Origin of the sequence: Paenibacillus glufosinatiresistens (assembly GCF_031470375.1) — a bacterium.
GTDB lineage: Bacteria > Bacillota > Bacilli > Paenibacillales > Paenibacillaceae > Paenibacillus_AQ > Paenibacillus_AQ glufosinatiresistens.
Genome location: NZ_JAVFHT010000006.1, coordinates 17,027 through 42,111, shown reverse-complemented (window position 1 = coordinate 42,111; position 25,085 = coordinate 17,027). Strand labels below are relative to the sequence as shown.

Annotated in this window: 24 protein-coding genes; 16 read left to right on the top strand and 8 right to left on the bottom strand. The window is 60.9% G+C overall.

What is annotated here, in order from left to right; all coding sequences use genetic code 11:
• The first annotated feature begins 661 nt into the window (after positions 1-661).
• A complete protein-coding gene (locus tag RBI05_RS08960) occupies positions 662-1,018 on the top strand; it encodes a hypothetical protein (RefSeq protein ID WP_310550835.1) in 357 nt (118 codons plus the stop codon).
• Positions 1,019-1,247: 229 nt separating this feature from the next.
• Here RBI05_RS08960 and RBI05_RS08955 read toward each other — a convergent pair whose 3' ends face one another.
• The 3 genes from RBI05_RS08955 to RBI05_RS08945 all read right to left on the bottom strand — a co-directional run bounded on the left by RBI05_RS08955 (position 1,248) and on the right by RBI05_RS08945 (position 2,236).
• Positions 1,248-1,658: a type II toxin-antitoxin system HicB family antitoxin gene (locus RBI05_RS08955; protein WP_310550834.1), complete on the bottom strand. Its 411-nt coding sequence runs from the start codon at positions 1,656-1,658 to the stop codon at positions 1,248-1,250.
• Positions 1,659-1,709: 51 nt separating this feature from the next.
• Positions 1,710-1,925: a type II toxin-antitoxin system HicA family toxin gene (locus RBI05_RS08950; protein WP_310550833.1), complete on the bottom strand. Its 216-nt coding sequence runs from the start codon at positions 1,923-1,925 to the stop codon at positions 1,710-1,712.
• Positions 1,926-2,008: 83 nt separating this feature from the next.
• A complete protein-coding gene (locus RBI05_RS08945; protein ID WP_310550832.1) occupies positions 2,009-2,236 on the bottom strand; it encodes a hypothetical protein in 228 nt (75 codons plus the stop codon).
• A 629-nt stretch (positions 2,237-2,865) separates the two neighbouring features.
• Between RBI05_RS08945 and RBI05_RS08940 the strand changes: the two genes are divergently transcribed.
• The 5 genes from RBI05_RS08940 to RBI05_RS08920 all read left to right on the top strand — a co-directional run bounded on the left by RBI05_RS08940 (position 2,866) and on the right by RBI05_RS08920 (position 8,011).
• Complete coding sequence (locus RBI05_RS08940) at positions 2,866-3,537, top strand: response regulator transcription factor (RefSeq protein ID WP_150456331.1); 672 nt, start codon at positions 2,866-2,868, stop codon at positions 3,535-3,537.
• Complete coding sequence (locus RBI05_RS08935) at positions 3,530-4,675, top strand: sensor histidine kinase (RefSeq protein WP_310550831.1); 1,146 nt, start codon at positions 3,530-3,532, stop codon at positions 4,673-4,675. Before RBI05_RS08940 ends, RBI05_RS08935 begins: the two co-directional genes overlap by 8 nt.
• 122 nt (positions 4,676-4,797) lie before the next feature.
• Positions 4,798-5,733: an ABC transporter ATP-binding protein gene (locus RBI05_RS08930; protein WP_310550830.1), complete on the top strand. Its 936-nt coding sequence runs from the start codon at positions 4,798-4,800 to the stop codon at positions 5,731-5,733.
• Between the two features lie 9 nt (positions 5,734-5,742).
• Positions 5,743-6,861 (top strand): ABC transporter permease, encoded by a 1,119-nt coding sequence (locus RBI05_RS08925; protein ID WP_310550829.1) that lies wholly within the window; start codon positions 5,743-5,745, stop codon positions 6,859-6,861.
• A gap of 1 nt (position 6,862) precedes the next feature.
• Positions 6,863-8,011 carry an ABC transporter permease gene (locus RBI05_RS08920; protein ID WP_310550828.1) on the top strand — a complete coding sequence of 383 codons (1,149 nt, stop codon included), beginning with the start codon at positions 6,863-6,865 and terminating at the stop codon, positions 8,009-8,011.
• Positions 8,012-8,088: 77 nt separating this feature from the next.
• Here RBI05_RS08920 and RBI05_RS08915 read toward each other — a convergent pair whose 3' ends face one another.
• The gene (locus RBI05_RS08915) at positions 8,089-9,444 is read right to left on the bottom strand and encodes a dipeptidase (protein ID WP_310550827.1); all 1,356 of its coding nucleotides are present in this window, start codon (positions 9,442-9,444) and stop codon (positions 8,089-8,091) included.
• 182 nt (positions 9,445-9,626) lie between these two features.
• Here RBI05_RS08915 and RBI05_RS08910 point away from each other — a divergent pair, with 182 nt between their 5' ends.
• Together RBI05_RS08910 and RBI05_RS08905 are read left to right on the top strand one after the other, a co-directional pair.
• Positions 9,627-10,244 (top strand): NUDIX hydrolase, encoded by a 618-nt coding sequence (locus RBI05_RS08910; RefSeq protein ID WP_310550826.1) that lies wholly within the window; start codon positions 9,627-9,629, stop codon positions 10,242-10,244.
• Between the two features lie 214 nt (positions 10,245-10,458).
• Positions 10,459-10,611 carry a hypothetical protein gene (locus RBI05_RS08905; protein WP_191089530.1) on the top strand — a complete coding sequence of 51 codons (153 nt, stop codon included), beginning with the start codon at positions 10,459-10,461 and terminating at the stop codon, positions 10,609-10,611.
• A 139-nt stretch (positions 10,612-10,750) separates the two neighbouring features.
• Here RBI05_RS08905 and abc-f read toward each other — a convergent pair whose 3' ends face one another.
• The 4 genes from abc-f to RBI05_RS08885 all read right to left on the bottom strand — a co-directional run bounded on the left by abc-f (position 10,751) and on the right by RBI05_RS08885 (position 14,232).
• Positions 10,751-12,694: a ribosomal protection-like ABC-F family protein gene (abc-f, locus tag RBI05_RS08900; protein WP_310550825.1), complete on the bottom strand. Its 1,944-nt coding sequence runs from the start codon at positions 12,692-12,694 to the stop codon at positions 10,751-10,753.
• Positions 12,695-12,909: 215 nt separating this feature from the next.
• Entirely contained in the window at positions 12,910-13,062 is a 153-nt protein-coding gene (locus RBI05_RS08895) for a hypothetical protein (RefSeq protein WP_191089526.1), read from the bottom strand.
• A gap of 76 nt (positions 13,063-13,138) precedes the next feature.
• A complete protein-coding gene (locus RBI05_RS08890) occupies positions 13,139-13,684 on the bottom strand; it encodes a chromate transporter (protein ID WP_310550824.1) in 546 nt (181 codons plus the stop codon).
• Positions 13,681-14,232 carry a chromate transporter gene (locus tag RBI05_RS08885; protein ID WP_310550942.1) on the bottom strand — a complete coding sequence of 184 codons (552 nt, stop codon included), beginning with the start codon at positions 14,230-14,232 and terminating at the stop codon, positions 13,681-13,683. The genes RBI05_RS08890 and RBI05_RS08885 overlap by 4 nt, the downstream gene beginning before the upstream one ends.
• Before the next feature lie 276 nt (positions 14,233-14,508).
• On the opposite strand from RBI05_RS08885, the gene ggt reads away from it, so the two are divergent.
• The 8 genes from ggt to RBI05_RS08845 all read left to right on the top strand — a co-directional run bounded on the left by ggt (position 14,509) and on the right by RBI05_RS08845 (position 25,079).
• The gene (gene ggt, locus RBI05_RS08880) at positions 14,509-16,086 is read left to right on the top strand and encodes a gamma-glutamyltransferase (protein ID WP_310550823.1); all 1,578 of its coding nucleotides are present in this window, start codon (positions 14,509-14,511) and stop codon (positions 16,084-16,086) included.
• Between the two features lie 59 nt (positions 16,087-16,145).
• Positions 16,146-17,387 (top strand): amidase, encoded by a 1,242-nt coding sequence (locus tag RBI05_RS08875; RefSeq protein ID WP_310550822.1) that lies wholly within the window; start codon positions 16,146-16,148, stop codon positions 17,385-17,387.
• A 228-nt stretch (positions 17,388-17,615) separates the two neighbouring features.
• A complete protein-coding gene (locus RBI05_RS08870) occupies positions 17,616-19,232 on the top strand; it encodes a PucR family transcriptional regulator (RefSeq protein ID WP_310550821.1) in 1,617 nt (538 codons plus the stop codon).
• On the top strand, positions 19,229-20,200 hold the full coding sequence (locus RBI05_RS08865) for an XdhC family protein (RefSeq protein WP_310550820.1): 972 nt from the start codon (positions 19,229-19,231) through the stop codon (positions 20,198-20,200). Before RBI05_RS08870 ends, RBI05_RS08865 begins: the two co-directional genes overlap by 4 nt.
• 126 nt (positions 20,201-20,326) lie before the next feature.
• Positions 20,327-20,944, top strand: coding sequence for an NTP transferase domain-containing protein (locus tag RBI05_RS08860; protein ID WP_310550819.1), 618 nt, complete (start codon positions 20,327-20,329; stop codon positions 20,942-20,944).
• 184 nt (positions 20,945-21,128) lie between these two features.
• Positions 21,129-22,310, top strand: coding sequence for a BMP family ABC transporter substrate-binding protein (locus RBI05_RS08855; RefSeq protein ID WP_310550818.1), 1,182 nt, complete (start codon positions 21,129-21,131; stop codon positions 22,308-22,310).
• Between the two features lie 124 nt (positions 22,311-22,434).
• Positions 22,435-23,967, top strand: coding sequence for an ABC transporter ATP-binding protein (locus tag RBI05_RS08850; RefSeq protein ID WP_310550817.1), 1,533 nt, complete (start codon positions 22,435-22,437; stop codon positions 23,965-23,967).
• Positions 23,964-25,079, top strand: a complete 1,116-nt coding sequence (locus tag RBI05_RS08845; RefSeq protein ID WP_310550816.1) for an ABC transporter permease — start codon at positions 23,964-23,966, stop codon at positions 25,077-25,079. The genes RBI05_RS08850 and RBI05_RS08845 overlap by 4 nt, the downstream gene beginning before the upstream one ends.
• Positions 25,080-25,085 lie beyond the last annotated feature (6 nt).

Sequence of the window (25,085 nt, the reverse complement as noted above, 5' to 3'; positions counted from 1 at the left end):
AGTAAGCTGGATTATCTAGCGGGTATTAAATCAGAAATATCGCCGACAAATATGGCGTTGCTCCCAACGCGGTAAAGTGTAGTGTAGAGATAACTGCACGATTGGAATAGGGAAGCTAGAAAAGGTTGTACAGATCCAAAATACTAGAGAGGTACAGCATCCTGCCCCCAAACGGAAAGTAGGTAATGTCTGTGACCAGCTTTTACAAAGGGAGCTGACGCATGAATTTGCCGATGGGGCAGATGCTCCGCAGGTTGTGCGGGTTGCCCTGGCGTCTTTCGTTTCTTCACTCTTGCGCGGCATTGTAGTCCCTCACCCTGCATAATCCGCTGAACCCGCTTGTGATTTTACAGGTGCTTCCGTCTGGAGGAGCGCCGTGATTTTCCGATAGCCATACCGAAAATTGTGCTGCGCAAAAACACCTCTAAGATGATCTCCCTATCTTACGACAGGCTTCTATACTCTTGAAGGTGTTTTAATTTGTCTCACGTTACGGGGTCAGTACCGGATTGACCAATGGCCCGGTGGGGTCTTTTTATTTTACCTTAAGAGATTTACTACAAAATGTCGAAGAATATAATAGATTATATCGACATGGGGGATTGAAATGTCCTGAGGAAAGTCAAAAGCGAAGCCGATCATACTCGGAGTAGTTATGTTCTTGTTTTCGTTACCATTTTTGCATGTTGTGCAGCATCAGTACCCTACTGATTGGAAAGGGAGAATGATTGGAATACTTTTATGCTATATGATTGGGGCAATTCCAGCTGGCGCACATTTTATAAATCGTTTAAAAGAACGTATTAGAAAGTGGACCCAGCCTCAAGAGTCTATAGAAGAAATAATGATAGATGCAATTTATGATGCGCACTCCAGAGATAGAGGTGATGTTATTAGCGGTTTGTTCGCCCTTACTGCTAAAGTAATCAAACTCTCATTTTCATTTCTCATAGGATTTATATTTTTCCCACTTCTGGTAATTCAATTGGTCAAAGAAATTAGAAGAGTATTTAATTAAGTCGGGTTTTTACGCCCGATGTTCTCGCCTTACATAATCGAGAAGAATCCTTTGTTCCAAAGTTCGGAAACTACATATTCGCGGATTTCCCTAAGCTTACTCTTCACTTCGGCGGTGGTACTTTCGTTTAAAACTTCGACCGGGCCAACTCGTAGCGGGTTCCCGCGACCTGCCCGCCAATATGACGGGGAGGTTTCGGCCGATTCCCATCCGGCCATCTTCAGGCGGGTTACTGCGCTCGATCCACCCCGAGCGCTTCTTTGATTGCACTTTGCAGTAGTTGTGAGTAGTTCAGCCCTGCGGCGTCTCCGGCATCCCGCATCCATTTAGGTATCGTGCAATTCTTCGTCACAGCTTTGTTTGCGGCTGAATCCCGGTATGGTGGCAAGAAAACATCCACGAAGACGATACGGTCAGAAGCATCTTCTAGCTCGATGCGATCCGGAACAGATGGCTGCGGGAAGGCCTCACCGTCTTCCTCCAGCTCCAGCAAGCGGAATGCCAGCATCTCTTTTGCGCGCCAGATACCGTCCGGCAGGTCCTTAGGGATGATCGCTGTGCCCGGAAAATCTGGAAAGTACATGCCGATACTGCCGTCCTCTGTCTGTTCTATGACCACCGGATATACATAAGTGTTCAAATTATCACGCTCCTCGTTGAGTAGGGAGGCAAGCTTAAGGGAAAGCCGGGGTTAGAATTTAACCCCGGAAGTCCGTTCGATGTTTTTGAGTGTTCCCTTCGGTATCGTCCGCCCGCTTGCATGGGCGCTGATGTCGGCGTATCGGGTCGGGTCTGTCTGATGTATGTACCGTTGATGACTGGTTCCGTTCCCGTGGTTCGGTGAAGGGCTGAACCCGGCCGCCCGAAGGGCTTGTATGACTTCTCGAACTGTTTTTTGTTTCCCCATCGCTTACCTCCTTTCTATACTCTTATTATAACACGCATTATTGTGCGTGTCAATAATTATATGCGTGTATTTACGCGTGTCAATCATAGGGCATATTCCGCCCAACCCGACGGCATCGGCTCTTCTGGCGCTAGCTCCAGATGCTCCGGCAGCTCATGGATCAGCAGCGGCTCGCCGATGTCCACCAGGACGCCGATCTGCATCGGACCGCCCTCGAATGTGCCGACGGCAACGATGCTGCCGGTGCGGCCGGTCCAGTGGCCGGCGGTGATCCGGACACGCAGCCCCGGGGTGATGTGGTTTAGGTTCATAGTCTTGTCCCCCCTTTTGTGGGGCAAAAATGGGGCAAAGGGGCTCGGGGTTACTGGCGAGAATAGTCTTTAGTAGTCTAGTCTGGATATCGCAGACCCCTATGGGAAGGTGGGGTTTCTGACATTGGACTATTCTAGTCAAAGGCCATTTTCAGCTTCCCAAGCTGGTAGCGTGGGTTCGATTCCCATCACCCGCTTTGCTCAGAAACATGTATAGCCCTTGCTGCGCAAGGGTTTTTCTATATCTTCCGGCAAGAATCGCAGAGTGTGTCGGTCAGGCGAAACGTAAGCTTCCCGATGCCGTATAAGAGGGTGTAGGGCATGATTCCTCCGAAGGACAGGTGATCCTCGTGTCAGCGATTCTGGAGTTTGTTCTGGACCTCATATTGGACACCGTTTGGGAGAATCGCAGAAAGAAGAAGAAGTGAAGACAATCGTACAGACGGTTAAGAAGAAGCTGACCCCATCGGGGGTCAGCTTCTTCTGGTATTAAAGGCCGGAGTGATACTTCATTCAGCGTTTGTCGGCTTTGGAAGATGAAGGTGGCATACATTCGCCGCCCTCTATTGGAAAATTCATTCGCCTCGTTTATCCTTAGAGCAGAAAGCTTGAAGAGGGGACGAAGAAGCATGAAGATCCGAGTGCTGATCGCGGACGACAATTCCTTCATCCGGGAAGGGATGAAGATTATTTTATCGAGCTTCGGCGAGTTTGAAGTGGTCGGCACCGTGGAGGACGGGGAAGCGGCGGTCCGATACTGCCGGGACCACCCCGGCGGAGTGGATATAGCGCTCCTGGACGTGCGGATGCCCGGCATGAGCGGCGTGGAGGCGGCAGGGATTCTTACCCGGGAGACCGAAGTGAAGCCGCTGATGCTGACAACGTTCGACGACGATGCGTTCATTCTGGAGGCGGTCAAATCGGGGGCGTGCGGCTACCTGTTGAAGAACAATGAGCCGGAGCGGATTCGCGACGCGCTGAGAAGCGTCTACCACGGACATCATGTGCTCCAGGATGTAGCGCTCGACAAAATCAAGGCGGCCCTCGAGCCGGCCCGCGAAGGAATGACCGCTTCGGCTCTGCCGCCGATTGACCGCAGTCTGTTCACGGAGCGGGAGCTGGAGATTATGGCGCAGATCGCCATGGGTCAATCCAACAAAGGCATCTCGCGCAAGCTGTTCATCTCCGAGGGGACGACGGCCAATTATATCACGTCGATTCTCAACAAGACGGGGCTGCAGCACCGGACCCAAATCGCCATCTACTACCTGACGGGAGAGGCGCGGCTGTCCGATGAATAAGGCGCTGAACCGGGAGTCGGAGCCTTGGATGATGGGCGGCAAGGCGGCGGTGCTGCTGTATGTCATCTCGGAGACGTACTTCGGAACGGAGACGCCGGGAAGAAGCTGGCTGTTGCTGGCTTATCTGATCTATCTGGCGCTGAATATCGCCATACCGTGTATTCCGTATCTGCCTGCCCGCCTCCTGCTGTCGGGCTTCTCGGCTGCGGCGTCGGCCATGGCCGCCCTGCGGCTGGACCCGCTCTTTGCCCTGCTGATTCCCTTCAACCTGCTGGAGCTGGCCGCTGCCTCCAGGCGGCCGGTTCTGGGTGCCGTTGTTCTGACCGCTGTGCCTGTGTTCCTGCTTCCCGCCGGCCCAAGACCGCTCGTTCTCCTGACGGGAGCGCTGGCGCTGCTGCTGGAGCAGGGGCTGCGTTCGCTCTCGTTCCGCCTCATGCGGCTGGAGGAGCGGGAAGGCCGGCTGAAGCGCGATCTTGAGCGGGTAACGCGTTCCCTGCATGAGAACCGGGAGCATCTCCGCCAATCGGAGTATACCTTCAAGCTGGAGGAACGCAACCGGCTGTCCCAGCAGATCCACGATGAGCTCGGACATGCCATGGCGGGAGCCCTGATTCAAATGGAGGCCGCCCGCAGTCTGCTGCAGTCCAATCCTGCGAAGTCGGGCGAACTGCTGGGCAATGCCATTGCCATTTCTCGCGAGGGTCTGGAGCAGATTCGGCTGACGCTGAGAAGCAACAAGCCGCAGCCCGAAGAGATCGGCATTCACCGGCTCCGCCTGCTGCTGGAGGAGCTGTCGTTCAATCAGGATATCTCGGCAACGCTGTCCCATTCCGGCGATCTGGAGATGGTAACGTCCCTTCAATGGAATGTGATCGCTCAGAATACGACCGAGGCGGTAACCAACGCGCTGAAATACAGCGGGGCGTCTTCCCTGCATCTGGAGATACAGGTGCTCAACCGCTTCGTCAAAGCGGTGGTGACCGACAACGGCCGGGGAGCCGGAACGATTGCCAAGGGGCTAGGCATTCGGGGAATGGAAGAGCGCGCCGCCCGGTGCGGCGGCACGGTTATCGCAGACGGCTCCCGGGGCTTCCGGGTGACGACGCTGCTTCCCATCGGCCAGGATGCGGCACTGTGAATATTCTCATGAGCCCGGCATGAAGAATCTCATGCGACAGAGATGAACTTATACACTGATATAAGTTCATCTTTTTTTTGTACAATGAGAGCGTGAACTTACATCCGAACGGAGTGAAGGCAATGAACGTGCTGGAAATCAGGAATCTGACGAAGAAATTCGGCGAAGTGACCGCGGTCGACAACCTCAGCCTGAATGTGCGGGAAGGTGAAATATTCGGCTTCCTGGGCGCGAATGGAGCGGGGAAAAGCACGGTCATCCATATGGTCGCCTCGCTGCTGCGGGCGACGCAGGGCGGCATCGAAGTTCTGGGCAAGGACCTGGCGAAGCATCGGCGTTTCGCCAAGCTGAACATCGGCATTGTTCCGCAGGACATCGCCATCTACGAGGAGATGACCGCTTACGAGAACGTCTCATTTTTTGCCGGATTATACGGCCTGCGGGGAAATGAGCTGAGAGAGCGGAGCGAAGAAGCGCTGGAGTTCGTCGGTCTGGGCGACAAGCGGAAGGAGTTCCCGAAGAATTTCTCGGGCGGGATGAAGCGTCGGCTGAATATTGCCTGTGCCATTGCCCACCGGCCGAAGCTGATTATCATGGATGAACCGACCGTCGGCATTGATCCGCACTCGCGCAATTATATTCTGGAGTCGGTCCGCAAGCTGAACGCCATGGGCTGCACAATTATATACACGAGTCATTACATGGAAGAGGTAGAGGAAATCTGCACCCGCATTGTCATCCTGGATCATGGCAAAATCATTGCAGAAGGCACCAAGGATCAGCTCAAGTCGATCATTACCGACACCAAAGAAATCTGGATCGGCGTCAGAAATGCAGAAGAGCTGAATCTGGAGCCTTACCGGCAGCTCCCCGGCATTATGACCGTCAAAATGGCGGACGGCATACTTCAAATTGTCTCCCGGGCCGAAATCGGCAACCTCAATCTGATCTTGCAGCGGCTGCTCCAGGACCGCGCGGAGATCCGCTCGGTCGATGAACAGGCGCCCAATCTGGAGACGGTGTTCCTGACGCTCACCGGCCGCAATCTGCGGGACTAGGAGGAAGGCATGAATATACTAGCGATAGCCTGGAGACAAATCAGAGCGACCCTGCGGGACCGGACCGCCTTTGTGTTTATGCTCGCTTTTCCCATCGTGCTGATGCTGATTCTGGGTACGGCGCTGAGCAATGCATTCAGCAGCGGCATCGAGATGGATACCGTGTCGCTGACCTACAGCAGAACGGCGCAGAATCCCGGACTGGTGAAGGCCTGGGACCAGTTCGAAAGCCAGCTTCGGAAGCAGAAGGTGAAGCTGACGGCAGCCGCGGATCCCGAGCAGGCGCGAAAGGCCGTACAGGAAGGCCGCTACAGCGCCTATGCGGAAATCGGCGACAAGGGAATCCGGTTCTATGGAGAGAATTCCATCGAGTCCACCGTTGCCCAGGGGATGCTGACCGTGTTCGCGGATAAATACAATCTGGCGGCCGCCGTCATGAAGAACAAGCCGGAGCGCGCAGAGGCGATTCTGGCAGGCGCCGGCGGGGAAGCAAGCTTCATCCAGGAGACTTCGATCGCCTCGGACAAGAAGCCGGACTCGCTCGATTATTATGCGATGGCGATGTCCACCATGACGGCCTTCTATGCCTGCATGTCTGCCAGCAATCTGCTGAGCGGGGAGCGGTCCCGCCGGACCTCGATCCGTTTGATGGCGGCGCCGGTATCGCGGGCGGAGATTTTTACCGGCAAAGTGCTCGGCAATACGCTGATTAACTGCATCTTTGTCCTGACCGTATTTGCAATCAGTAAATGGGGCTTCGGCGCGGATTGGGGACAGCGGACCGGTATGGTTCTGGGAGTGCTGTTCACCGAGGTGCTGCTGGCCGTCAGCATCGGGCTGGGCTGCAGCTTTCTCTTCAAAGACAATACCGGAACGACGGTAGCGCTGATTCTGACCCAGTTCATTTCCTTCTTCGGCGGCGCCTATTTCCCGCTGGGGCAGATGGGCGGCTGGATGAACATCGTCTCCGGGCTGTCGCCCCTGCGATGGGCGAATCAGGCTCTGACCGGCTTGATCTATGAGCACAGCGCTTCGGAAGCGGTGCAGGCGATGGGTCTGAATATCGGAATTGCGTTCCTGCTGCTGCTCTTAGCCGCCGGTTCGCTGCAGAGAAGGGAGGAACTGTGAGATGAGAGAGACGTTATGGCTGCTTCGCCGCAGCTTCCTGAATACCTTCCGGAATCCCCGGAAATGGATGATCTATGTGCTGATTCCGCTGGCGGCTTCGCTGCTGTCCATGTCCCTCTACAGCAGCAGCGGCGAGACCGTCCGAATTGGTGTCGTCAACCAGGACGGAAGCGGCAGAATTGCCCGGGATACGGTGAACTTCCTGAGAGGACTTCAGCAGGTCAAAGTAACCGAGAACACCTCGGCGGATGCGGCGAGAAAAGATCTGGCAGCCGCCCGTCTGGATGCGGTGCTGGTTCTGAAATCCGGCTTCTCCGCAGACGTCCGCGCCGGAGAGCCGCAGGGCATCGAGCTAATGTCGGTCAAGGGGGCGGAGGCTACCCTGTTCGTGAAGTCGATGCTGGAGAGTTATCTCGCGAGCGCCGCTTCCATCGGCCGCTCGGTGCAGGGAGACGATGCCGCCTTTGAAGCCGTCTATGGCGATTACAGCAGCCAGAGTTACCGGCTTGAGGCCGCGAAGCTCAAGGATAAATCGCATTACAAGGATATAACGAACCAGGCGCTTGGTTTCATCATCATGCTGATGATGTTCTCGGCGGTCAGCATGTCGGAACTGCTGCTGAAGGAGAAGGAGGAGCGGACCTTCCTGCGGCTCATGGCCTCGCCCGTCAGCTCCCGGAATTATGTGCTGGCGAACATTCTGGTCAGCATTTCGGTTCTACTGGTTCAGGCGACGGCCACGCTGCTGTTCCTGAAGGGCGTGCTGAAGATCGACTCCGGCGTGCCGTTCTTCCAGATGCTGGCCGTGCTGATGCTGTTCGCTCTCAGTGCCATCGGCCTGTCCTTGGCAATTGTCTCTTTCTCCAAGAACCGCAACGTCTCGGGTGCGCTGCAGAATATCATTGTTACCCCGACCTGCCTGCTCGCCGGCTGCTTCTTCCCGATCGAGGTGATGCCGGATACGATCCGCAGGATCGGCAGCTTCGTGCCCCAGCGCTGGCTGCTGACGACCATCGAGCAGCTTCAGAAGGGACATTCGCTCGGAAGCCTCTGGCTGAATCTGGCGATTCTGCTGGCGTTCGCCGCCGTCTTCTCGCTGATTGCCGTCTACCGGTTCGGAAGAAACAACGATACGCGGATGTTCGTATAAGCGAAGGCTCGTCTAAAAGAAAACGGCAAGCTCAAGGACAACACCTTGAGCTTGCCGTATTTTGGCGTGAGGGGAATTTACAGGGCCCGGATGAACTCGACGAGCGTCAGCAGCCCTTTGTCGAAGTTCTCCAGATTGAAATGTTCGTCCGGCGCATGCAAATTCTCGTCGCCCAGACCGAAGCCCATGAGAACGACCGGCGCCTGAAGCACCCGGGAGAAGCTGGCCATAATCGGAATCGAGCCGCCGTCCTTGGTGAACAGCGCGCGAGTGCCGTAGACTTTGCCGTAAGCGTCGGCAGCGATCTGAAGGAATTCGTTGGACGGGTCGATATTGAAGGCGGTCGCCTTCTCCATCTGCTTGACGGCGACCTCCGCTCCTGTCTGGATATTCGCCTTCAAGTGCTTCTCGATGGCGTCGAGGACATGCTGCGGGTTCTGCTCGCCGACCAGCCGGCAGGTGATCTTGGCGTGGGCTTCCTTCGGAATCACCGTCTTGCTGCCCTCGCCCTGGAAGCCGCCGTATACGCCGTTCAGCTCCAGCGTCGGCCGGGCGCCGATGCGCTCAACGAACGAATAGCCCTCTTCTCCGTAGAGTGCGCCCAGTCCGAGACTCTCGCGGATCTGCTCTTCGTTCACGCCCTGCTTCGCAAATTCTTCGCGCATGAGCGGGGACAGCTCCGGCACGCCTTCGTAGAAGCCGTCAACCGCAACGCGTCCCTTGTCGTCATGAAGCGTGGCGAGCAGCGAGACGATGGCGTGCAGCGCATTCGGAACGCCGCCGCCGTAAGAGCCGGAGTGCAGATCCGTGTTGGCTGTGCTGACAGTGACTTCCATGGAAGCCAGCCCGCGCAGACCGGTGCAGATGGCCGGACGCCCGCGTTCAAGAAGAGCGGTGTCGGAGACCACGACCGCGTCGGCGGCCAGCTTGTCCCGGTTGGCTTCAAGGAAGGCCGTCAGGTGCGGACTGCCGATCTCTTCTTCGCCTTCGATGCAGAGCTTGACGTTCACCGGCAGAGCGCCCTCCTGCTTGAGAAACGCTTCGAGCGCCTTGATATGCAGGAAGACCTGGCCTTTGTCGTCAGTTGCGCCGCGCGCGTACAGCTTGCCGTCCCGGATGTCCGGCTCGAACGGCGGCGTTGTCCACAGGTTCAGCGGATCGACGGGCTGCACATCGTAATGGCCGTAGATGAGCAGCGTCGGCTTGCCGGGCGCATGCAGATAGTCGGCGTAGACGACCGGATGGCCGCTTGTAGGATGGAGTTCGATATGCTCAAGGCCGGCGCGCTCCAGGGCTCCCATCAGCCAGTCGGCGGCGCGGCGGATATCCGCCTTATGCTCGGACAGGGCAGAGATGCTGGGGATCGACAGCCAATCCTTCAGTTCGTTCAGATGCTCGTCCCGGCGGGACGAGAAATATTCGGCGTATGACATAACGATAGGACCTCCCTGGATTGTGAGAAAGCCGCAGCCGTCTCTCGGTGCGGCGTTACAGGAACATTATACCGGAAGCGGCACAAGGGAGCAAAAAGGGAATTGCGTCCTGCACGCGCAGAGTGATAGACTCGGATTCAATTACATACCGGCTGGAAGCAGCCGCAGGAGGGGATAGAGCGATGGAAGAGAACTGGCTGAGATGGGCCAAGCAGATCCAGGCGATCGGGCAGACCGGTCTGGAATATGCCCGCGATGTATACGATATCGAGCGTTATCAGGCGCTGCGTGAGCTGAGCGTCGAAATACTGGCGAACTATACGACAACTTCCCGCGAGAAAATTGAACTGGCATTCGCCGCAGACAAGGGGTATACCACGCCCAAGGTGGACATTCGGGGGGTGGTCTTCCGGGAGGGGCGGATTCTGATGGTCCGCGAAAAAAGCGACGGCGGCTGGTCGCTGCCGGGCGGCTGGGCCGACATCGGCCTCTCGCCCAAGGAGGTCGCCGTGAAGGAGATCCGGGAAGAGTCCGGCTTCGAGACCCGGGCTGTCCGCCTGCTGGCCGTGATGGACAAGAAGTTCCACGGTCATCCGCCGGAGCCTTACCATATCTATAAGCTGTTCATTCTCTGCGAAATTACCGGAGGAGCCGCTGCCGGAAGCGTCGAGACGAGCGAAACCGGCTTCTTCGCGGAAGAAGCGCTCCCCCCGCTGTCCTTGCAGCGAAATACAGAGCGGCAGATCCGGACAATGTTTGATTTTTGGCGGAACCCCGGCCTTCCGGTCATTCTGGATTAACCGTCTGCATAGGATGAAGGGAGTATCCTGCAGAAAATGGTTTTAAAAAGACGGCATAACGGGTAAAATAGAAATATGAAAGTGCTTACAATGGTTGCAAGCCGCTGAGCCGATCGTTCCAATTGCATTTCCCCGGGAAAATTTGCAGAAGTGGAGTCCGGCGGTCTACAATTTGTCCTCTTTATTGTCGATATGAAGATCAGGAGGGGATCGCATGGAACAGGAAGAACTGAGATTGCCGCTGCAGCCGGAGGCTGTTCAGCGCCCGTATGACGGCAACATCGCCACTGGAATGGCATGGGGAGTCCTCATCAGCATTCCGCTGTGGATGTCTGTGATTGGCTGGGTTACGGGGTTCGCTCATTAGAACTGCCCCTGATATAGAAGGATGAACGATAAGAATAAAGCCCGGAAGGCTGCGCTCTGTACGAAGCAGAGCCCCTTCCGGGCTTTTTTGGCGTTTCGCGGCAAGCTCTTGAAGGCACGGCCGGCCCGCCGCCCGTCCGCTAACGGGAAGCCGTCACCCAGGCATCATAAAGGGTGTCCAGCCCGGCCTGCACTTCTTCGCGTTCGGCGTGCAGAGTGCTCAGCCGCTCCGCATCGCTGGCGAACTCGGGGCTTGCCATCTGCCGGTCCAGCTCTTCCAGCCTGGCCTCGGCCGCAGCGATATCCGCTTCCATCCGGGCGGTATCCGCCTTCGGCTGTCGGGCGCCGCCGCGAGCGGGCGGCTCCGCTTCTGCGCCGGAAGCAACGGGCCGGGCAGCGGCTTCCCGTTCGTTCTGCCGAGGGCTCCCGCTCTCTGTGGCAGCAGCTCTGGCGGCGAGCTCGGCGGATTTCTCCTTGTAATAGGCGTAGCTGCCGCCGTATACGGCGAACCGGCCATCGCCGATGGTCCAGATCCGGTCGAAGCAGCGGTTGATGAAGTAGCGGTCATGGGATACCGCCAGCACCGTTCCGGTATATTCCTCGAGCGCCTCTTCCAGCGCTTCGCGGGAGTCGATATCCAGATGATTGGTCGGCTCATCCAGGAGGAGGAGGTTCGGCTTCGTATACATCAGCACCGCGAAGCGCAGACGGGTCCATTCCCCTCCCGAGAGCTGCGAGACGCGCTTGAAGACATCGGGTCCGAAGAACAGGAACCGGGCCAGCCGTCCCCGGGCTTCGCCTTCCTCGATCCCGGCCTGTTCCCGGAAGAAGCCGAGCACCGTCTGGCGGCCGTCGTCCGGCACCGCTTCCTGGGCGAGATAGCCGATCTCGATCCGGGACCCGATCCGGCAGCGGCCGCTGTCCGGCGTATCTTCGCCGAGCAGAATGCGCAGCAGCGTGCTCTTGCCGGCTCCGTTGCCGCCGAGCAGCGCGACGCGCTCGCCGTACCGGATGCCGCCGCTTGCTTCCGCGAACAAGAGGCGTCCGCCCAGCGATTTGCCGAGCCGCTCCAGCGTCAGCGCGCGTTCCCCCGACCGGCTCTCCGGGCTGAGCTTGAGGTCCATGGCCCGACGCTCCAGCTGCGGACGCTTCACCCGGACCATCCGGTCCAGCGCCTTCTGCATGGAGGCGGCCCGGCGGTGGAAGGAGGGATTCGGCGGATTGGCATTATTGCCCCACTCGATCAGCCGCTTGATGCTCTCCTGCATCTTCTTGATGCGCTTCTGCTGTTCCTGGTAGTCGGCGAACTGCTGGAGCAGCCGTTCCTCCTTCTCTTGCTGATAGCCGCTGTAGTTCGTGTGGTAGACCGCGGCTTCGCCGTCCTCAAGCTCGACCACACGGCCGATGACGGCGTCGAGAAAATACCGGTCATGGGACACGACAACGACCGTTCCGGCATATTCCTGAAGGAAGCGCTCCAGCCATTCGATGGCGGCCATATCCAGATGGTTGGTCGGCTCGTCGAGCAGCAGCAGATCCGGCCGCTTCAAGAGCAGCGCCGCCAGCGCCGCTTTGGTCTTCTCGCCGCCGGAGAGGGAAGCGAAGGGGCGCTCGTAATCCTCCGCGCCGATGCCGAGCCCGCCGGCGACGCGGTTGATCTCGGCTTCGATTTCGTAGCCGCCGGCAGCCTCGAACCGGTCCTGAAGGGCGCCGTATTCCTTCAGCAGCGCATTCCAGGCGGCATCACCGTCTCCGGGGACGCCGGCGGCCATCTCGGCTTCGATGGCCCGCATCCGTTCCTGCCAGGAGAGCGGCTCGGCGAAGGAGCCGCGAAGCATCTCCAGGACAGAGCCGCTCTCGTCCTGGATCTGGGCGAGCATGCCGACGACTGCTCCCCGGCGGACGGCGAGCAGTCCGGAGTCCGGCTTGTCGTGGCCGCCGAGCAGGCGGAACAGCGTGCTTTTGCCGGCTCCGTTGCGGCCGATCAGGCCGATCTTGTCGCCCTCGCGAACCTCGAAGCTTACGTCGGCCAGCACCAATTGGGCGCCGTGGTATTTCTGAACATGCTGGCATTGAATCATCATGGGACATTCTCCTTTGACCAATGGGTTATTGGCGGGGAGGAGTTCCCTGCGGGCAGGCTGCTGCGAACCAGGGCCGGGCGGTTCCCCCGGCGGCGTCCTCCGGTTGTACCGAAGAACTGCCGGCCGGGGCAGTCCGCTTGGCGGCAGCGCAAAAAAGACCGCAGGGAAACGTTCCCCGCGGCCTTGTCTCGCGCCCGCTTACAGCATAGCGGCGGTTACGAAGGCAGGAAAGACATTTCACAGTGGGCATTCGCTATGAGATTGGCAGAAAAGGACAGACTTCTCCCGTCCTGGCCAAACGCATGAACGATGCCGGCCGTTGCCATGGGCAGGCGGCCAACGATACTGCCAAGTCCACTGTGATTCATCTTTCCACACCTCCTTCTTTGAACAAAGTTATTGTCATTATAAGGGAAGCCCCCCGCCGGGCGCAAGGGGCGAATGCTAGACGCTGTAGCGTAGCACCAGTCCGCCGTAGAGAAAGGCGGCGAGAATGACCAGCGCCGGATGAATTTTGCGGCGCTCCATAGCCCAGTAGGCGATGGCGGCGATAATGAGCGTCTGCCAGATGCCGATGCTGCGGGCCGGGTCTTTGGCCATCTGCCAGGTCAGAACGACCATCATGACTGCGATGACCGGCTGCACCAGCAGCGTCATTCCCTTGACGACAAGGGACTGGCGGTGCCGGGCCAGCACCCGCAGCAGCACAATAAGGGCAACCGCCGACGGGACGACCGTGGCAGCCAGAGCGAGCAGAATGCCGATCCAGCCGGCAACGTCATAGCCGACATAAGCGGCGATCTTGGTGGCGATCGGGCCGGGCAGGGCGTTGCCGAGCGCGAGCATCTTGGAGAATTCGCTGTCGGTCAGCCAGCCGTAATGAGGCACGATCTCTTCGTACATGAGCGGGATGGAAGAGGGACCGCCGCCGTAGCCCAGAACATTGGCAAGGAAGAACCCGATCAGAAGGCGCAGCCATTCCCCGTTCATTCCGGCGTTCCTCCCTTGCGGCTGCGGCCTCGGACTGCCGCGAGCGCGCGGAAATGAACGGCCCCGTAAGCAAGGAACAGCACGATTACAACCGCCGGATGGACCTCAAGAATCTCCATCAGCAGAAAAGCGAGCGCCATCAGGGCCAGGCCGAACGGCCACCCCAGCCCGGCGATGCCTTTTTTGGCAAATTCATAGGCCATCACGCCGAGCATGACGGCGATCACCGGCGAGACGGCGGCGATCATGCCCGCTACCACCTTGGAGCCGCTCAGATAATCGACCGCCGACAGCAGCAGGACCATTGCCAGCACGCTGGGCAGAATGTGCAGAACGACGGCGTAGGCGGCGCCCCGGGCCCCCTTCACTTTGTAGCCGATATAGGCGGCCATCTTGGTGGCGATGGGACCGGGCAGCGCGTTGGCGATGGCCAGCGTCTCGCCGAATTCCTCGTCGTTCATCCAGCCGAAGCGGACGACCGCCTCATGCCGGATCAGCGGAATCACGGACGGACCTCCTCCGTACCCGAGGATACCGGTGCGCAGCATGGCGTCCGCAAGCCGGACGTATACATTGTCTTTGGTTCTCACGCGCTCTCCCCCTCTTTATAGGTCATTGTATAGAAATTGTACCGCAAGGGCCAGCAGGCATCCGGGCTTCTGCCGTCTCCGCCGCCCGCTTTGTGCACAGGTCACAAATTCAAAGTGCAGTCCATTCCGAATGTTCCCGGTCCGGTTGCGCCTGCTGCCGGGTACTTGGTTAAATGGCAATACCGCAGCGCAGCACGGCGCGCTGTCATTTCCCCCAGCGAAGGAGTCCTGACCATGAGAGTAGCTCCGGTAGTCGGCACACGAACGATGGTCGTAAGCCCGCATTATCTGGCGTCGGCAGCGGGCGCCCGGGTGCTGGAGCGCGGCGGCAACGCCTTTGACGCGGCGGTGGCCGTCAGCGCCGCCCTGGCCGTCGTCTATCCGCATATGACCGGACTGGGCGGCGATGCCTTCTGGCTGACCTTCGCTCCCGGCGAGGGCCGGGTCCGGGTCTACAACGGCAGCGGCCGGTCGGGATCGGCGGTGCACCGCGGCCGCTATGCCGGTCTGGAAGCCATACCGCGCCGGGGACTAAGGGCGGCCGTCACGGTTCCCGGCATGGCCGACAGCTGGGCGGCGGTGCTGGCGGAATACGGACGGCTGCCGCTGGCCGAGGTGCTGGAGCCGGCCATCCGTTATGCGGCGGACGGCTTCCCGCTCTCCTCCGACCAGCATCAGGGCACGCTGCTGGCCGGAGGGGCGCTCTGCCCGGAAGCGGCCGCCATCTATATGCCGGGCGGACGCATTCCGGAGCCGGGCGAGCGCTTCCGGCAGAAGGAGCTGGCGCGCAGCCTGTCGGCGATCGCAAGCGGCGGGCGGGACGCCTTCTACAAGGGCGAAATCGCCCGGTCCATCGCGGAGGGCATGGCGCGCTCCGGCGGCCTGCTGACGGCCGAGGATCTGGCGGATCACGCGGGCGAATGGACGGAGCCGGTATTTACAGACTACCACGGCCTCAGAGTGTACCAGGCGCCGCCGAACTCCCAGGGCTTCGCCGCCCTGGAGACGCTGAACATACTGGAGAATTTTGATTTCCGAAGCATCGGGCACGGCACTTATGAGTATTACCATTTGATTGCGGAAGCGATCAAGCTGAGCTTCAGGGACCGGGATGCCTTCTTGACCGATCCGGCTTTCTCGCCGGTACCGCTGGAACGCCTCCTGGATAAATCCTACGCGGCCGGGCTGGCGGCCGCCATCATGCCGGACCGGGCGGCGAGCCTTGCGAGCGCCCCGACGGGACGCGATACCGCTTACGCGGCGGTCGTGGACGGCGACGGCAATGCCGTGTCTTTTATCCAGAGCCTCTACTTCGAGTTCGGCTCGGGCGCCGCTCCGGGCGGGACCGGCATTCTGCTGCAGAACCGGGGCTCCTTCTTCTCGCTGGACCCGGGAGCGGCCAATACGCTGGAGCCGGGCAAACGGACCTTCCATACTCTGATGCCCGCCATCGCCTGCCGCGACGGGCGCCCGGTCTATCTGTACGGCACGCAAGGCGGGGAAGGCCAGCCCCAGACGCAGACGCTGCTGCTGACCCGGATGCTGCATTACGGCATGGATGCGCAGCAGGCGGTGGCGGAGCCGCGGTTCGTCTGGGGGCGCACCTGGGGCGAGCCGACCGAGGCGCTGACGGTGGAGAGCCGCGTGCCGGAAGAGGTCCGCCTCCGCCTCGCAGCGGCGGGCCATCAGGTGCGCACCGTCCGGGCGTACGACGGACTGGCCGGGCATGCTCACGCCATCGCCATAGATGGCGAGGGCTTCCGCAGCGGGGGAGCCGACCCCCGCAGCGACGGAGCAGCTATCGGCTGGTAACGCCCGGGACTTAAGGCCGCCGGGCAGCGAGAGAAGGGTTACGATGAGGAGGGGAAGACATGGGTCTGGACAACCGGTACTGCGCCTTTATGGATCCGCAGCTTCAGGTTCCTCCGACCGGGACGGGAGCGCTGGACGGTCTGAGCTTTGCGGTAAAAGATGTATTCGCCGTTGCCGGTCATTCTTCATCCGCCGGCAACCCCGACTGGCTGCGCACCCACGGGCCGAGCCTGCGCCATGCAGCGGCGGTCGAGAAGCTGCTGCGGCACGGTGCGGAGCTCAGGGGAGCGGCGCATACGGATGAGCTGATGTACAGTGTCGGCGGAGAGAACGCGCATTACGGCACGCCGGTGAACCCGAACGGGCCGGGCCGAATCCCCGGCGGGTCGTCAAGCGGCTCCGCCGTTGCCGTAGCGTCGGGAGCTGTAGACGCGGCTCTCGGAACGGATACCGGCGGGTCGATCCGGGTGCCCGCCGCCTACTGCGGCGTGTTCGGCTTCCGGCCGACGCACGGCGCGGTGGAGATGGACGGGGTGATTCCGCTGGCCCCGTCGTTTGATACGGTCGGCTGGCTGGCCCGCACGCCGGAGCTGCTGCTCCGCATCGGCCGGACGCTGCTGCCCGAACCGGCGGAGGCGGAGGGCCGGACCGGAGCCGCAGATCCGCCGTTCTGGCCGGACCGGATCATTCTGCCGGCCGAGGCCTGGGCGCTGGCGGAGCCGTCTGCGGCTGCCGCGCTCCGGCTGGCGGCCGGCCGGCTGATGCAGACGGCTGGCCCCGCCGCCGTGTCCGGCATCCGTCCTGCGGCGGAGGAGATCGCGGTCACAACCGGCGGGCTGGCGGCTTGGATGGAGATCTTCCGCGAGCTTCAGGGGTATGAGATCTGGCAGACCCACGGGGAATGGATCAGCGCCGAGCAGCCGGTATTCGGGCCGGACATCGCCGCCCGGTTCCGGTGGGCGGCATCGCTGCCGGAATCGGGCCAGGCGGCGGCGCGGACGGCGCGGGCTGCCATCGCCGGCCATATTCGCAGCCTGCTCGGGCCATCGGGCTGTCTGGCGCTTCCGACGGTGCCGGGGCCCGCTCCGCTGCTTGGCGGCGATGCCGGGCAGCTGGAGCGCAACCGCAGCGGAGCCCTCTCGCTCTGCTGCATCGCAGGCCTGACCGGACTGCCGCAGGTGACCCTGCCCGTCGAGGGGCCGGACGGTCTTCCGGTCGGATTGTCCGTCATTGCCGGTCCGGGCAGGGACCTCGATCTGCTGGCCTGGGCCATGTCGCTGCCGGCGCTCTGCCCCTTCTGATCCGAATTGCCGGCATCGGCCCTGCTAAGGACGGCTGCCGGAAGTCAGCGCTTCGCCATCTGGCGGAGCTTTTTTGTGTTAATTAATTTTACATATAGACACGAAAAAATGAATTTTTATCTTTTCAAAGCTGCAAACCCTCTCTATAATGTTATATAAAGTAACACAGGAAGAGAGCGGACGCCCGCAGCCAGGGACGGATCGCCGACAGAAATGGAGGAGGGCGTCATGCATCTGACGGTAGAAGAAGCGTTGTCCATCTACCCTTTGTCCGAAGCCAAGCTGATCGCGGGGGCCAAAGGCAAGAGCCGGATTGTCAAGTCGATCAATGTCATGGACGCGCCGGATATTGTGGACTGGATTAAAGAAGGAGAGATGCTGCTGACCACAGCCTATCTCATCAAGGACGACCCCGAGCAGGCGCATGCGCTGCTCCACAAGCTGAACCGGGTCGGCTCGGCCGGTCTTGGGATCAAGCTCGGCCGGTTCTGGGACCGGGTGCCGGAGGAGCTGATCGAGAAGGCGGAGGCGCTGAATTTTCCGCTGATTGAACTGCCCTATCAGTTCACGTTCTCGGACCAGATGAACGGGCTGTTCCGGGCGGAGCTCAGCCGCCATACGGGCCTGCTCCAGACGGTGATGGAGAAGCAGCGCGAGTTGATGCGCTTTGCCCTGCATTCGGTCCGGACCCGGCCGCTGCTGGAATCCGTGTCGGAGGTGATCGGCTATCCGCTGGCGATTATCAGCCCCCGCGGGGAAGTGCTCTTCAACAACTCATCCTTCGACAGCGCCCGGCTGCTAAGCGGCTGGCCGTGGGGGAACCGCAGCCGGAAGATGCGGCTCGGAGAACAGAGCGGGTACCTGCTCCCGCTGCTTCAGGGCGAGAGCTTCGCGGGCCATGTGCTCTTTTGCGGCGTGAATCCGTTGTTCCTGGCTGCGGAGGAAAGTCTGTTCGTGCAGGGCGCCGAATTGATTGCCTACCATATGTACGCCGGTCTGGAGGACTGCTTCGACCGGGAGATGCACCGGGACTTCTGCCGGCTGCTGCGCCGCTGCCTAAGCGGCGAACTGTCCGGGGCCGAGCTGGCCCAGGCGGCGTCCGTGATGGAGGTCGGTCTGCTGGATGCGCCGTATCTGCTCGTGCTGACCGAGGTTCCCGCTGCGGGCGAACGGCGGACCGGGGAATTGTACCGGCTGAAGGAGGAGTACCTGCAGCATCCCGTTCTTGGCAAGACGCGGGCGATTCATCTGATTGTCGATGAAGGGCTGCTGTCGATCTACCCGGCGGTGCGGCAGGACGCGGAGGAATTGAAGGGACTGCTGGAATCCTGCTTCCTCAAGACGGGACCGGCCGGTCCGTGCGAGCCGAAGGCGGCGATCAGCGGCTGCAAGAGCGGAGCCGGCGAACTGCGTGAAGCTTTTGCCGAAGCGAAGGAATGTCTGCGCCTGTCGGCTTACTGGGCCCAGGGGCGGCAGAGCGGCCGCTACCGGGAAGTCGAGCTGGCGGTGCTCATGCAGCAGGTGCCTGCGGACTCGATGCGGCGCTACTATACCCGGACGCTGGCCGGCCTGCTCTCGCGGGAGCCGGAATATGCGAAGGAAATGCTGCATACGCTTGAAGTTTATCTGGAGTGCGACGGCCATATCAACGAGACCGCCAAGAAGCTGTTCATTCACCGCAATACCGCCACGTACCGGATGGAGAAGTTAAGCGAAATTCTGGAGGTCGATTTCAAAAAAACGAATGATTTGCTTCGCCTGAAGCTTGCGTTCCTGTTCCGGCGGATGCAGGAGCAAGATACCGTGGTCCGCCTGCCCGGGACCGGGGGGAGGGCGGGAGCATGAGCATCGCCGCTGTCGTCAAACGTTTGCACCGCGCTGCGGAGCCTGCCATGCTCGCCACGCTGATCGCTACAGAAGGGCATTCGTACCGCAAGGCCGGGGCGGTCATGCTGTTCCAGGGAGAGGAGAGCGTCGGCACGCTGAGTCCGGGCTGCCTGGAGAGCGATCTGAAGCTTCGCCTTCCGGCGCTATGGGCCAGCGGGCTCCCCGAGACGGTGGAGTACAACATGACCTCGCCGGATGATTTCTCCTGGGGAGAAGCGACGGGCTGCGGAGGGAAAATTCGGATTGTACTGGAGCCGGTAAGCGGGACGCTTCGGGAGCTGCTGCTGGAGGCGGGAGAAGCCTTGGAGGCTGGCAAAAGCGCCACGCTTCTGCGGACCCGGTCCGGCCGCGGCTACAGCTACCGCCTGGACGTATCCGAACCGGGCGGCGAAGCGGAGAGACCGCTTCGAGGAAGGCTGGACGAAGAGCGGTTCGCCACGGTCTTTGAGCCGGAGCCGCGGTTGGTTCTCTTCGGCGCCGGGCATGATGCGGGGCCGATTGCGGAGCTGGCCGTCCGCTCGGGCTTCCGGCTCGCCGTCGCCGACTGGCGGGAAGGCAGTCTGCAGAGCCCGTTCCCGGCGGAGCAGCGCATCATCTGTCCGCCGCGGGAAGCCGCCCGAAGGCTGGACATCGGTCCCGGGGATTATGTGCTGATCTGCAGCCATCAGTTCCAGCGCGACCGCGAGTTCCTGGAGCGGCTGCTTCCGCTCGAACCGGCGTATATCGGCATCATCGGTTCGCAGGCGCGAATCGGTCTGCTGACCGAAGGGCTGCCGGTGCCGTCTTCGCTGCACGCGCCCGCAGGCCTGGCCATCGGGAGCGAGGGGCCGGAAGAGATTGCTGTCAGCATCGCCGCCGAGCTGATCGCCGTCCGCAGGCGGAACGGACGCCGGACGGGCGGGAGGCTGCGGGCGGCGCAGATGTAGTCCGCGAGTTTTGCGAAGAATAATCAAGCAGCTTATGCTAACAAAACTTTGATTATGCTTCCGAAGCGAGTTTTGCGAAGAATAATCAAGCAGCTTATGCTATCAAAACTTTGAGGAGGGTGACCAGTGAAAGTAGCAGGGATTTATTTGGCGGCCGGGCAAAGCCGGCGCATGGGAACGTCGAAGGTGTCGCTGCCGCTGTCGCCGAACGTCGCCCTGGGCGCGGCGGCCCTGCGCGAGCTCGACCGCTGCGGGCTGGAGCCTCTTGTAGTAGTGGTCCGGGCGGACGACCGGCTGGATTGGCTGCCGGACCCGCCGGAACGCAGGCGCTGGACGGAGACCTGTCTGACCGCCCATCTCGGATTGTCGTTCTCGCTTCGCTGCGGGCTGAACGCCGTGCTGCCGACGGAACCGGATGCGGTTCTGGTGGCGCTGGCGGACCAGCCGTTCATAACCGCGGGACTGGTCCGGCGGCTGATCGAGACGCTGGGATGCCGGCCTGATCTGGATTATGTCGCCGGCGCCCGGGAGGGCGGAGGCGGTATGCCGCCCGCCCTGTTCTCCAGGAAGATGTTCCCGGCACTGCAGGAGCTGGACGGGGACGCGGGCGCCGCCGCGCTCATGCGCTCGCCCGGCTTCAAGGGCGCGGTGCTGGAAGGAGATTCCCCGTTCTGGCGAATGGACGCCGATACCGACGGCGATTACCGGGACGTAGCCCGGCACTGGCAGGAGAGCGGAATCTAAGGAGTCCGCAAGACCTTGTGTCAGTTATACGGACACGATTGTCGCGAGTTAATTTTGAATACGTGCAGAAGGCACAAATTCAATGCCCCTTTTCATCAAATTAACCAAAGCTGTGTCAACTAAATTTACGCACTGCCTCCGCATCCGTATAGTAAAGCTAAATCAGAGAAGGAGGAGAGGAAAGATGAAAAGGGGTCAGGGCATGAAATGGGGGGGAACCCTTCTGGTGGCATTGGCGCTCATTCTGCCGGGCTGCGGCAACAACAATAACTCGGCGTCAGGCAGCGGCAGTTCTCCGGCGCCGGCGGCATCGGCCGCAGCGGGGGGAGAGGCATCCGCCGGAGCATCGGCAGCGCCTGCAACAGCTTCGGGCAAGACGCCCAAGGTTGCCTTTGTGTATATCGGACCTCCAGGGGACGGAGGGTATACGTACCAGCATGATCTGGGCCGCAAGTACATGGAAGAGAAGCTTGGCCTGAAGGCCGACACGGTGGAGAACATCCCCGAAGGGCCGGATGCCGAACGGACGATTACCGAGCTGGCCCAGAACCACGACATCGTCTTTACCACGAGCTTCGGCTACATGGACTACACGCTGAATGTGGCCGGCAAGTTCCCGGACGTCAAGTTCGACCATGCCTCCGGCTACAAGACAGCGGCCAACATGGGCACTTATTTCGGCAAAAACTATGAAGCCAGCTACCTGACGGGCATCGCGGCAGGCAAGATGACGAAGAAGAATCATCTCGGTTATGTCGGCGCTTTTCCAATCAGCGAAGTGATCTATAATCTGAACGCGTTCACGCTGGGCGCGCAGAGCGTCAATCCCGATGTGAAGGTCGATGTCGTCTGGACGAACACCTGGTACGATCCGACGACGGAGCGCCAGGCGGCGATCAGCCTGCTCGACAAGGGAGCCGACGTGCTGCTGGCCTACCAGGATTCCCCCGCAACGCTTCAGGCTGCGAAGGAGCGCGGCGCTCTGGCCGGAGGCAATGACTCCGACATGAAGAAATACGCCCCCGACAACTATCTCACCAATCCCGTCTGGAACTGGGGCCCCTACTACGAGAAGACGGTTCAATCTGTGAAGGACGGCACCTGGAAGAGCGAATCGTTCGTCGGCTCGATGGCCGACGGCATGATTGATCTCGCCCCGTTCGGCGACCGAATCCCGCTGGAGGTTCAGGATCTCGTTGCGGCAGCCAAAGCAAAGATCATCAGCGGCGAGCTGAATGTCTTCACCGGTCCGATCAGCGACAATCAGGGTGCGGTCAAGGTGGCGGAAGGCCAGAGCCTGACCCATGAGGAAGTGCTGAAGATGGATTGGCTGGCGAAGGGCGTGGAAGGGAAGCTCCCGAAATAAAGCGGCGGACAGTCGTTATAGCCGCGGCTTAAATAGGAGATTGCGATACGGGTGGGGCGGATTCGGCCAACGAATCTTCCCCGCCCGTCCTATAAAGAGGGGAAGCGAAAGGGGAGGCGAGCAGATGGCGGGACATGCGGTTGAAATGCGGGGCATTGTCAAACGGTTCGGGCCGGTGACTGCCAGCGATCAAGTCGATTTTTCGGCGGATGCGGGAGAGATTCACGCGCTGCTCGGGGAGAACGGAGCGGGCAAAAGCACCATCATGAGCATGCTGTCCGGCGTCTACCGGGCGGATGAGGGCGAGATTTGGGTCCACGGGCGCCCGGCGAGAATCCGTTCCCCGAAGGATGCGGCCCAGCTTGGAATCGGAATGGTCTTTCAGAATTTCCGGCTGGTGCAGACGCTGACGGCGGCGGAGAATATCGTGCTCGGCGAAAAATCGTCTTTCTGGCGCGGCAGCCGCTGGGTTCAGGACAAACACAAGGAGATCGAAGCGCTCGCGGAGCACTTCGGTCTGGCTTTTCCGGTCGATCGTCCGATCTGGCAGCTCTCCGTCGGCGAACAGCAGCGGGTGGAGATTGTCAAAACCCTCTACCGCGGAGCGGACATCATCATTCTGGATGAACCGACCTCGGTGCTGACGCCCGGGGAGGCCGAGCAGCTCTTCGAGACGCTGCGCCGGATGCGCAGCGAAGGCAAGACGGTTATCCTGACGACGCATAAAATGAAGGAAGTTCTGGCTTCCGCAGACCGGATCTCCGTGATGCGCAAAGGCCGGATGATCGCCGCGCTGAACACCCGGGAGACCGATGAGCGCGAGCTGGCCCGGCTGATGGTCGGACGCGAGGTCGTCATTGAGCGGCGGGAGCGCGAAGAATCGGCGGGCGGCGACCTGCTGGTGGTGAAGAATCTCCAGGTGAACGCCGACCACGGGCGGCGGGCGCTGCGGGGCCTGTCGCTGAAGGTGCGGGAGGGAGAGATCGTCGGCGTGGCCGGCGTGGCCGGCAACGGCCAGAAGGAGCTGGCGGAGGTGCTGACCGGGCTGCGGAGCTGGAGAGAAGGCGAGATCGAATTCGGCGGCCGCCCGGTCCGGACCGCTTCGGTCCGGGCCGCGATCGAAGCCGGCATTTCCCACGTGCCGGAGAACCGGATGAAGAGCGGCCTGGCGGGTACGCTGGGAGCAGTCGACAATCTGCTGTTCAAATCGTACCGCTCCGGCGAGCATTCGGTGATGGGCTTCCTGCGGTCGGCGAAGAACCGGGCGTGGTCCGAAGGACTGGTGCGGCGGTTCAATGTGCGGACGCCGGAGCTGGATACGCCGGTTCAGCAGCTCTCCGGGGGGAATCAGCAGAAGCTGTTGTTCGCCCGGGAAGTGAGCCATCGGCCGAAGCTGATGGTCGCCGTTCACCCCACCCAGGGCCTGGACGTCGGAGCGACGGCGGGCGTGCATGAGCTGCTGATGGAGCTGAGAGCGGCGGGCAGCGGCGTTCTGCTGATCTCCGAGGACCTGGACGAATTGCTGCAGCTGTCGGACCGGGTTCTGGTCATCTATGACGGCAAGATTATCGGAGAGCAGAGCCATGAGGAAGCGGACCGGGAGTCCATCGGTCTGATGATGGCGGGCATCCGCAGCAGAGAGGAGAATCCGGCATGAGTCACGAAAAAGCGGGCGCGCCCGCCCTCGCCGGCCCTGCGGACCGAGCCCCGGAGCGCAGAGCCCCCTTGCGGCTTGAATTCGATGCCGCCCGGGTCCGGACTCCCTGGTGGACGCCGGTCTTCTCGGTTCTTCTCGCATTGGCGCTGTGCGCGGTCTTCATCTATGCCAACGGCATGAACCCCTGGACAGTCTATTCCAAAATGTTCCGGGGCGCCTTCGGCACCTCGTACGGCATGACCGAAACGCTCGTCAAGGCGATCCCGCTGCTGCTCTGCGGGCTCGGGATTGCCGTCGCTTACCGGATCTCGGTCTGGAACATCGGGGCGGAAGGCCAGTTCACGCTGGGAGCGATTGCCGCAACGGCGGTCACGATCTACTGGCCGAATCTTCCGGCCTTCTGGACGATCTCCCTGATGCTGGTTCTGGGCATCGCCGCCGGGGCGTTCTGGGGTCTGCTGACGGCGCTGCCGAAGACGCATTTCGGCGTCAACGAGCTGATTACTTCGCTGATGCTGAATTACGTGGCGCTTCAACTGCTGGATTACGTGACCTACGGGCCGTGGAAAGACCCGGAGGGCTTCAATTTTCCGGGAACGCCGGTGTTCACCGCCTGGCAGTCGCTCCCCGTTCTCGGCGGAACCCGGCTGCACATCGGCCTGATTCTGGCGCTCGCCGCGGTAACGGTCTACTATCTCATGGTGCGCTTCACCCGCTGGGGCTACGAGCTTCGCCTGATCGGAGCGAACCCGTCGGCGGCGCGGTATGCGGGCATTTCCGTCAAACGCCATATCCTCATTGTCATGCTGATCAGCGGCGGGCTTGCCGGAATCGCCGGGATGGCGGAGGTATCCGGGGTCAGCCACAAACTGATGCAGGGCATTTCGCCGGGATACGGCTATACAGCCATCATCGTCGCCTGGCTGGCGAAGCTGAATCCGCTCGGCCTCATTGTCACCTCCGTGCTGTTCGGCGGCCTGATTGTCGGCGGCTACAGCGTGCAGACCATCGGGCTGCCGTCCTCTATATCGGAGATGCTCCAGGGCGCCATTCTGTTCAGTCTGATCGCCGGTGAAATGATCGCCCGCTTCCGCCTCCGGCGGAGCGTGTAGGAGGGG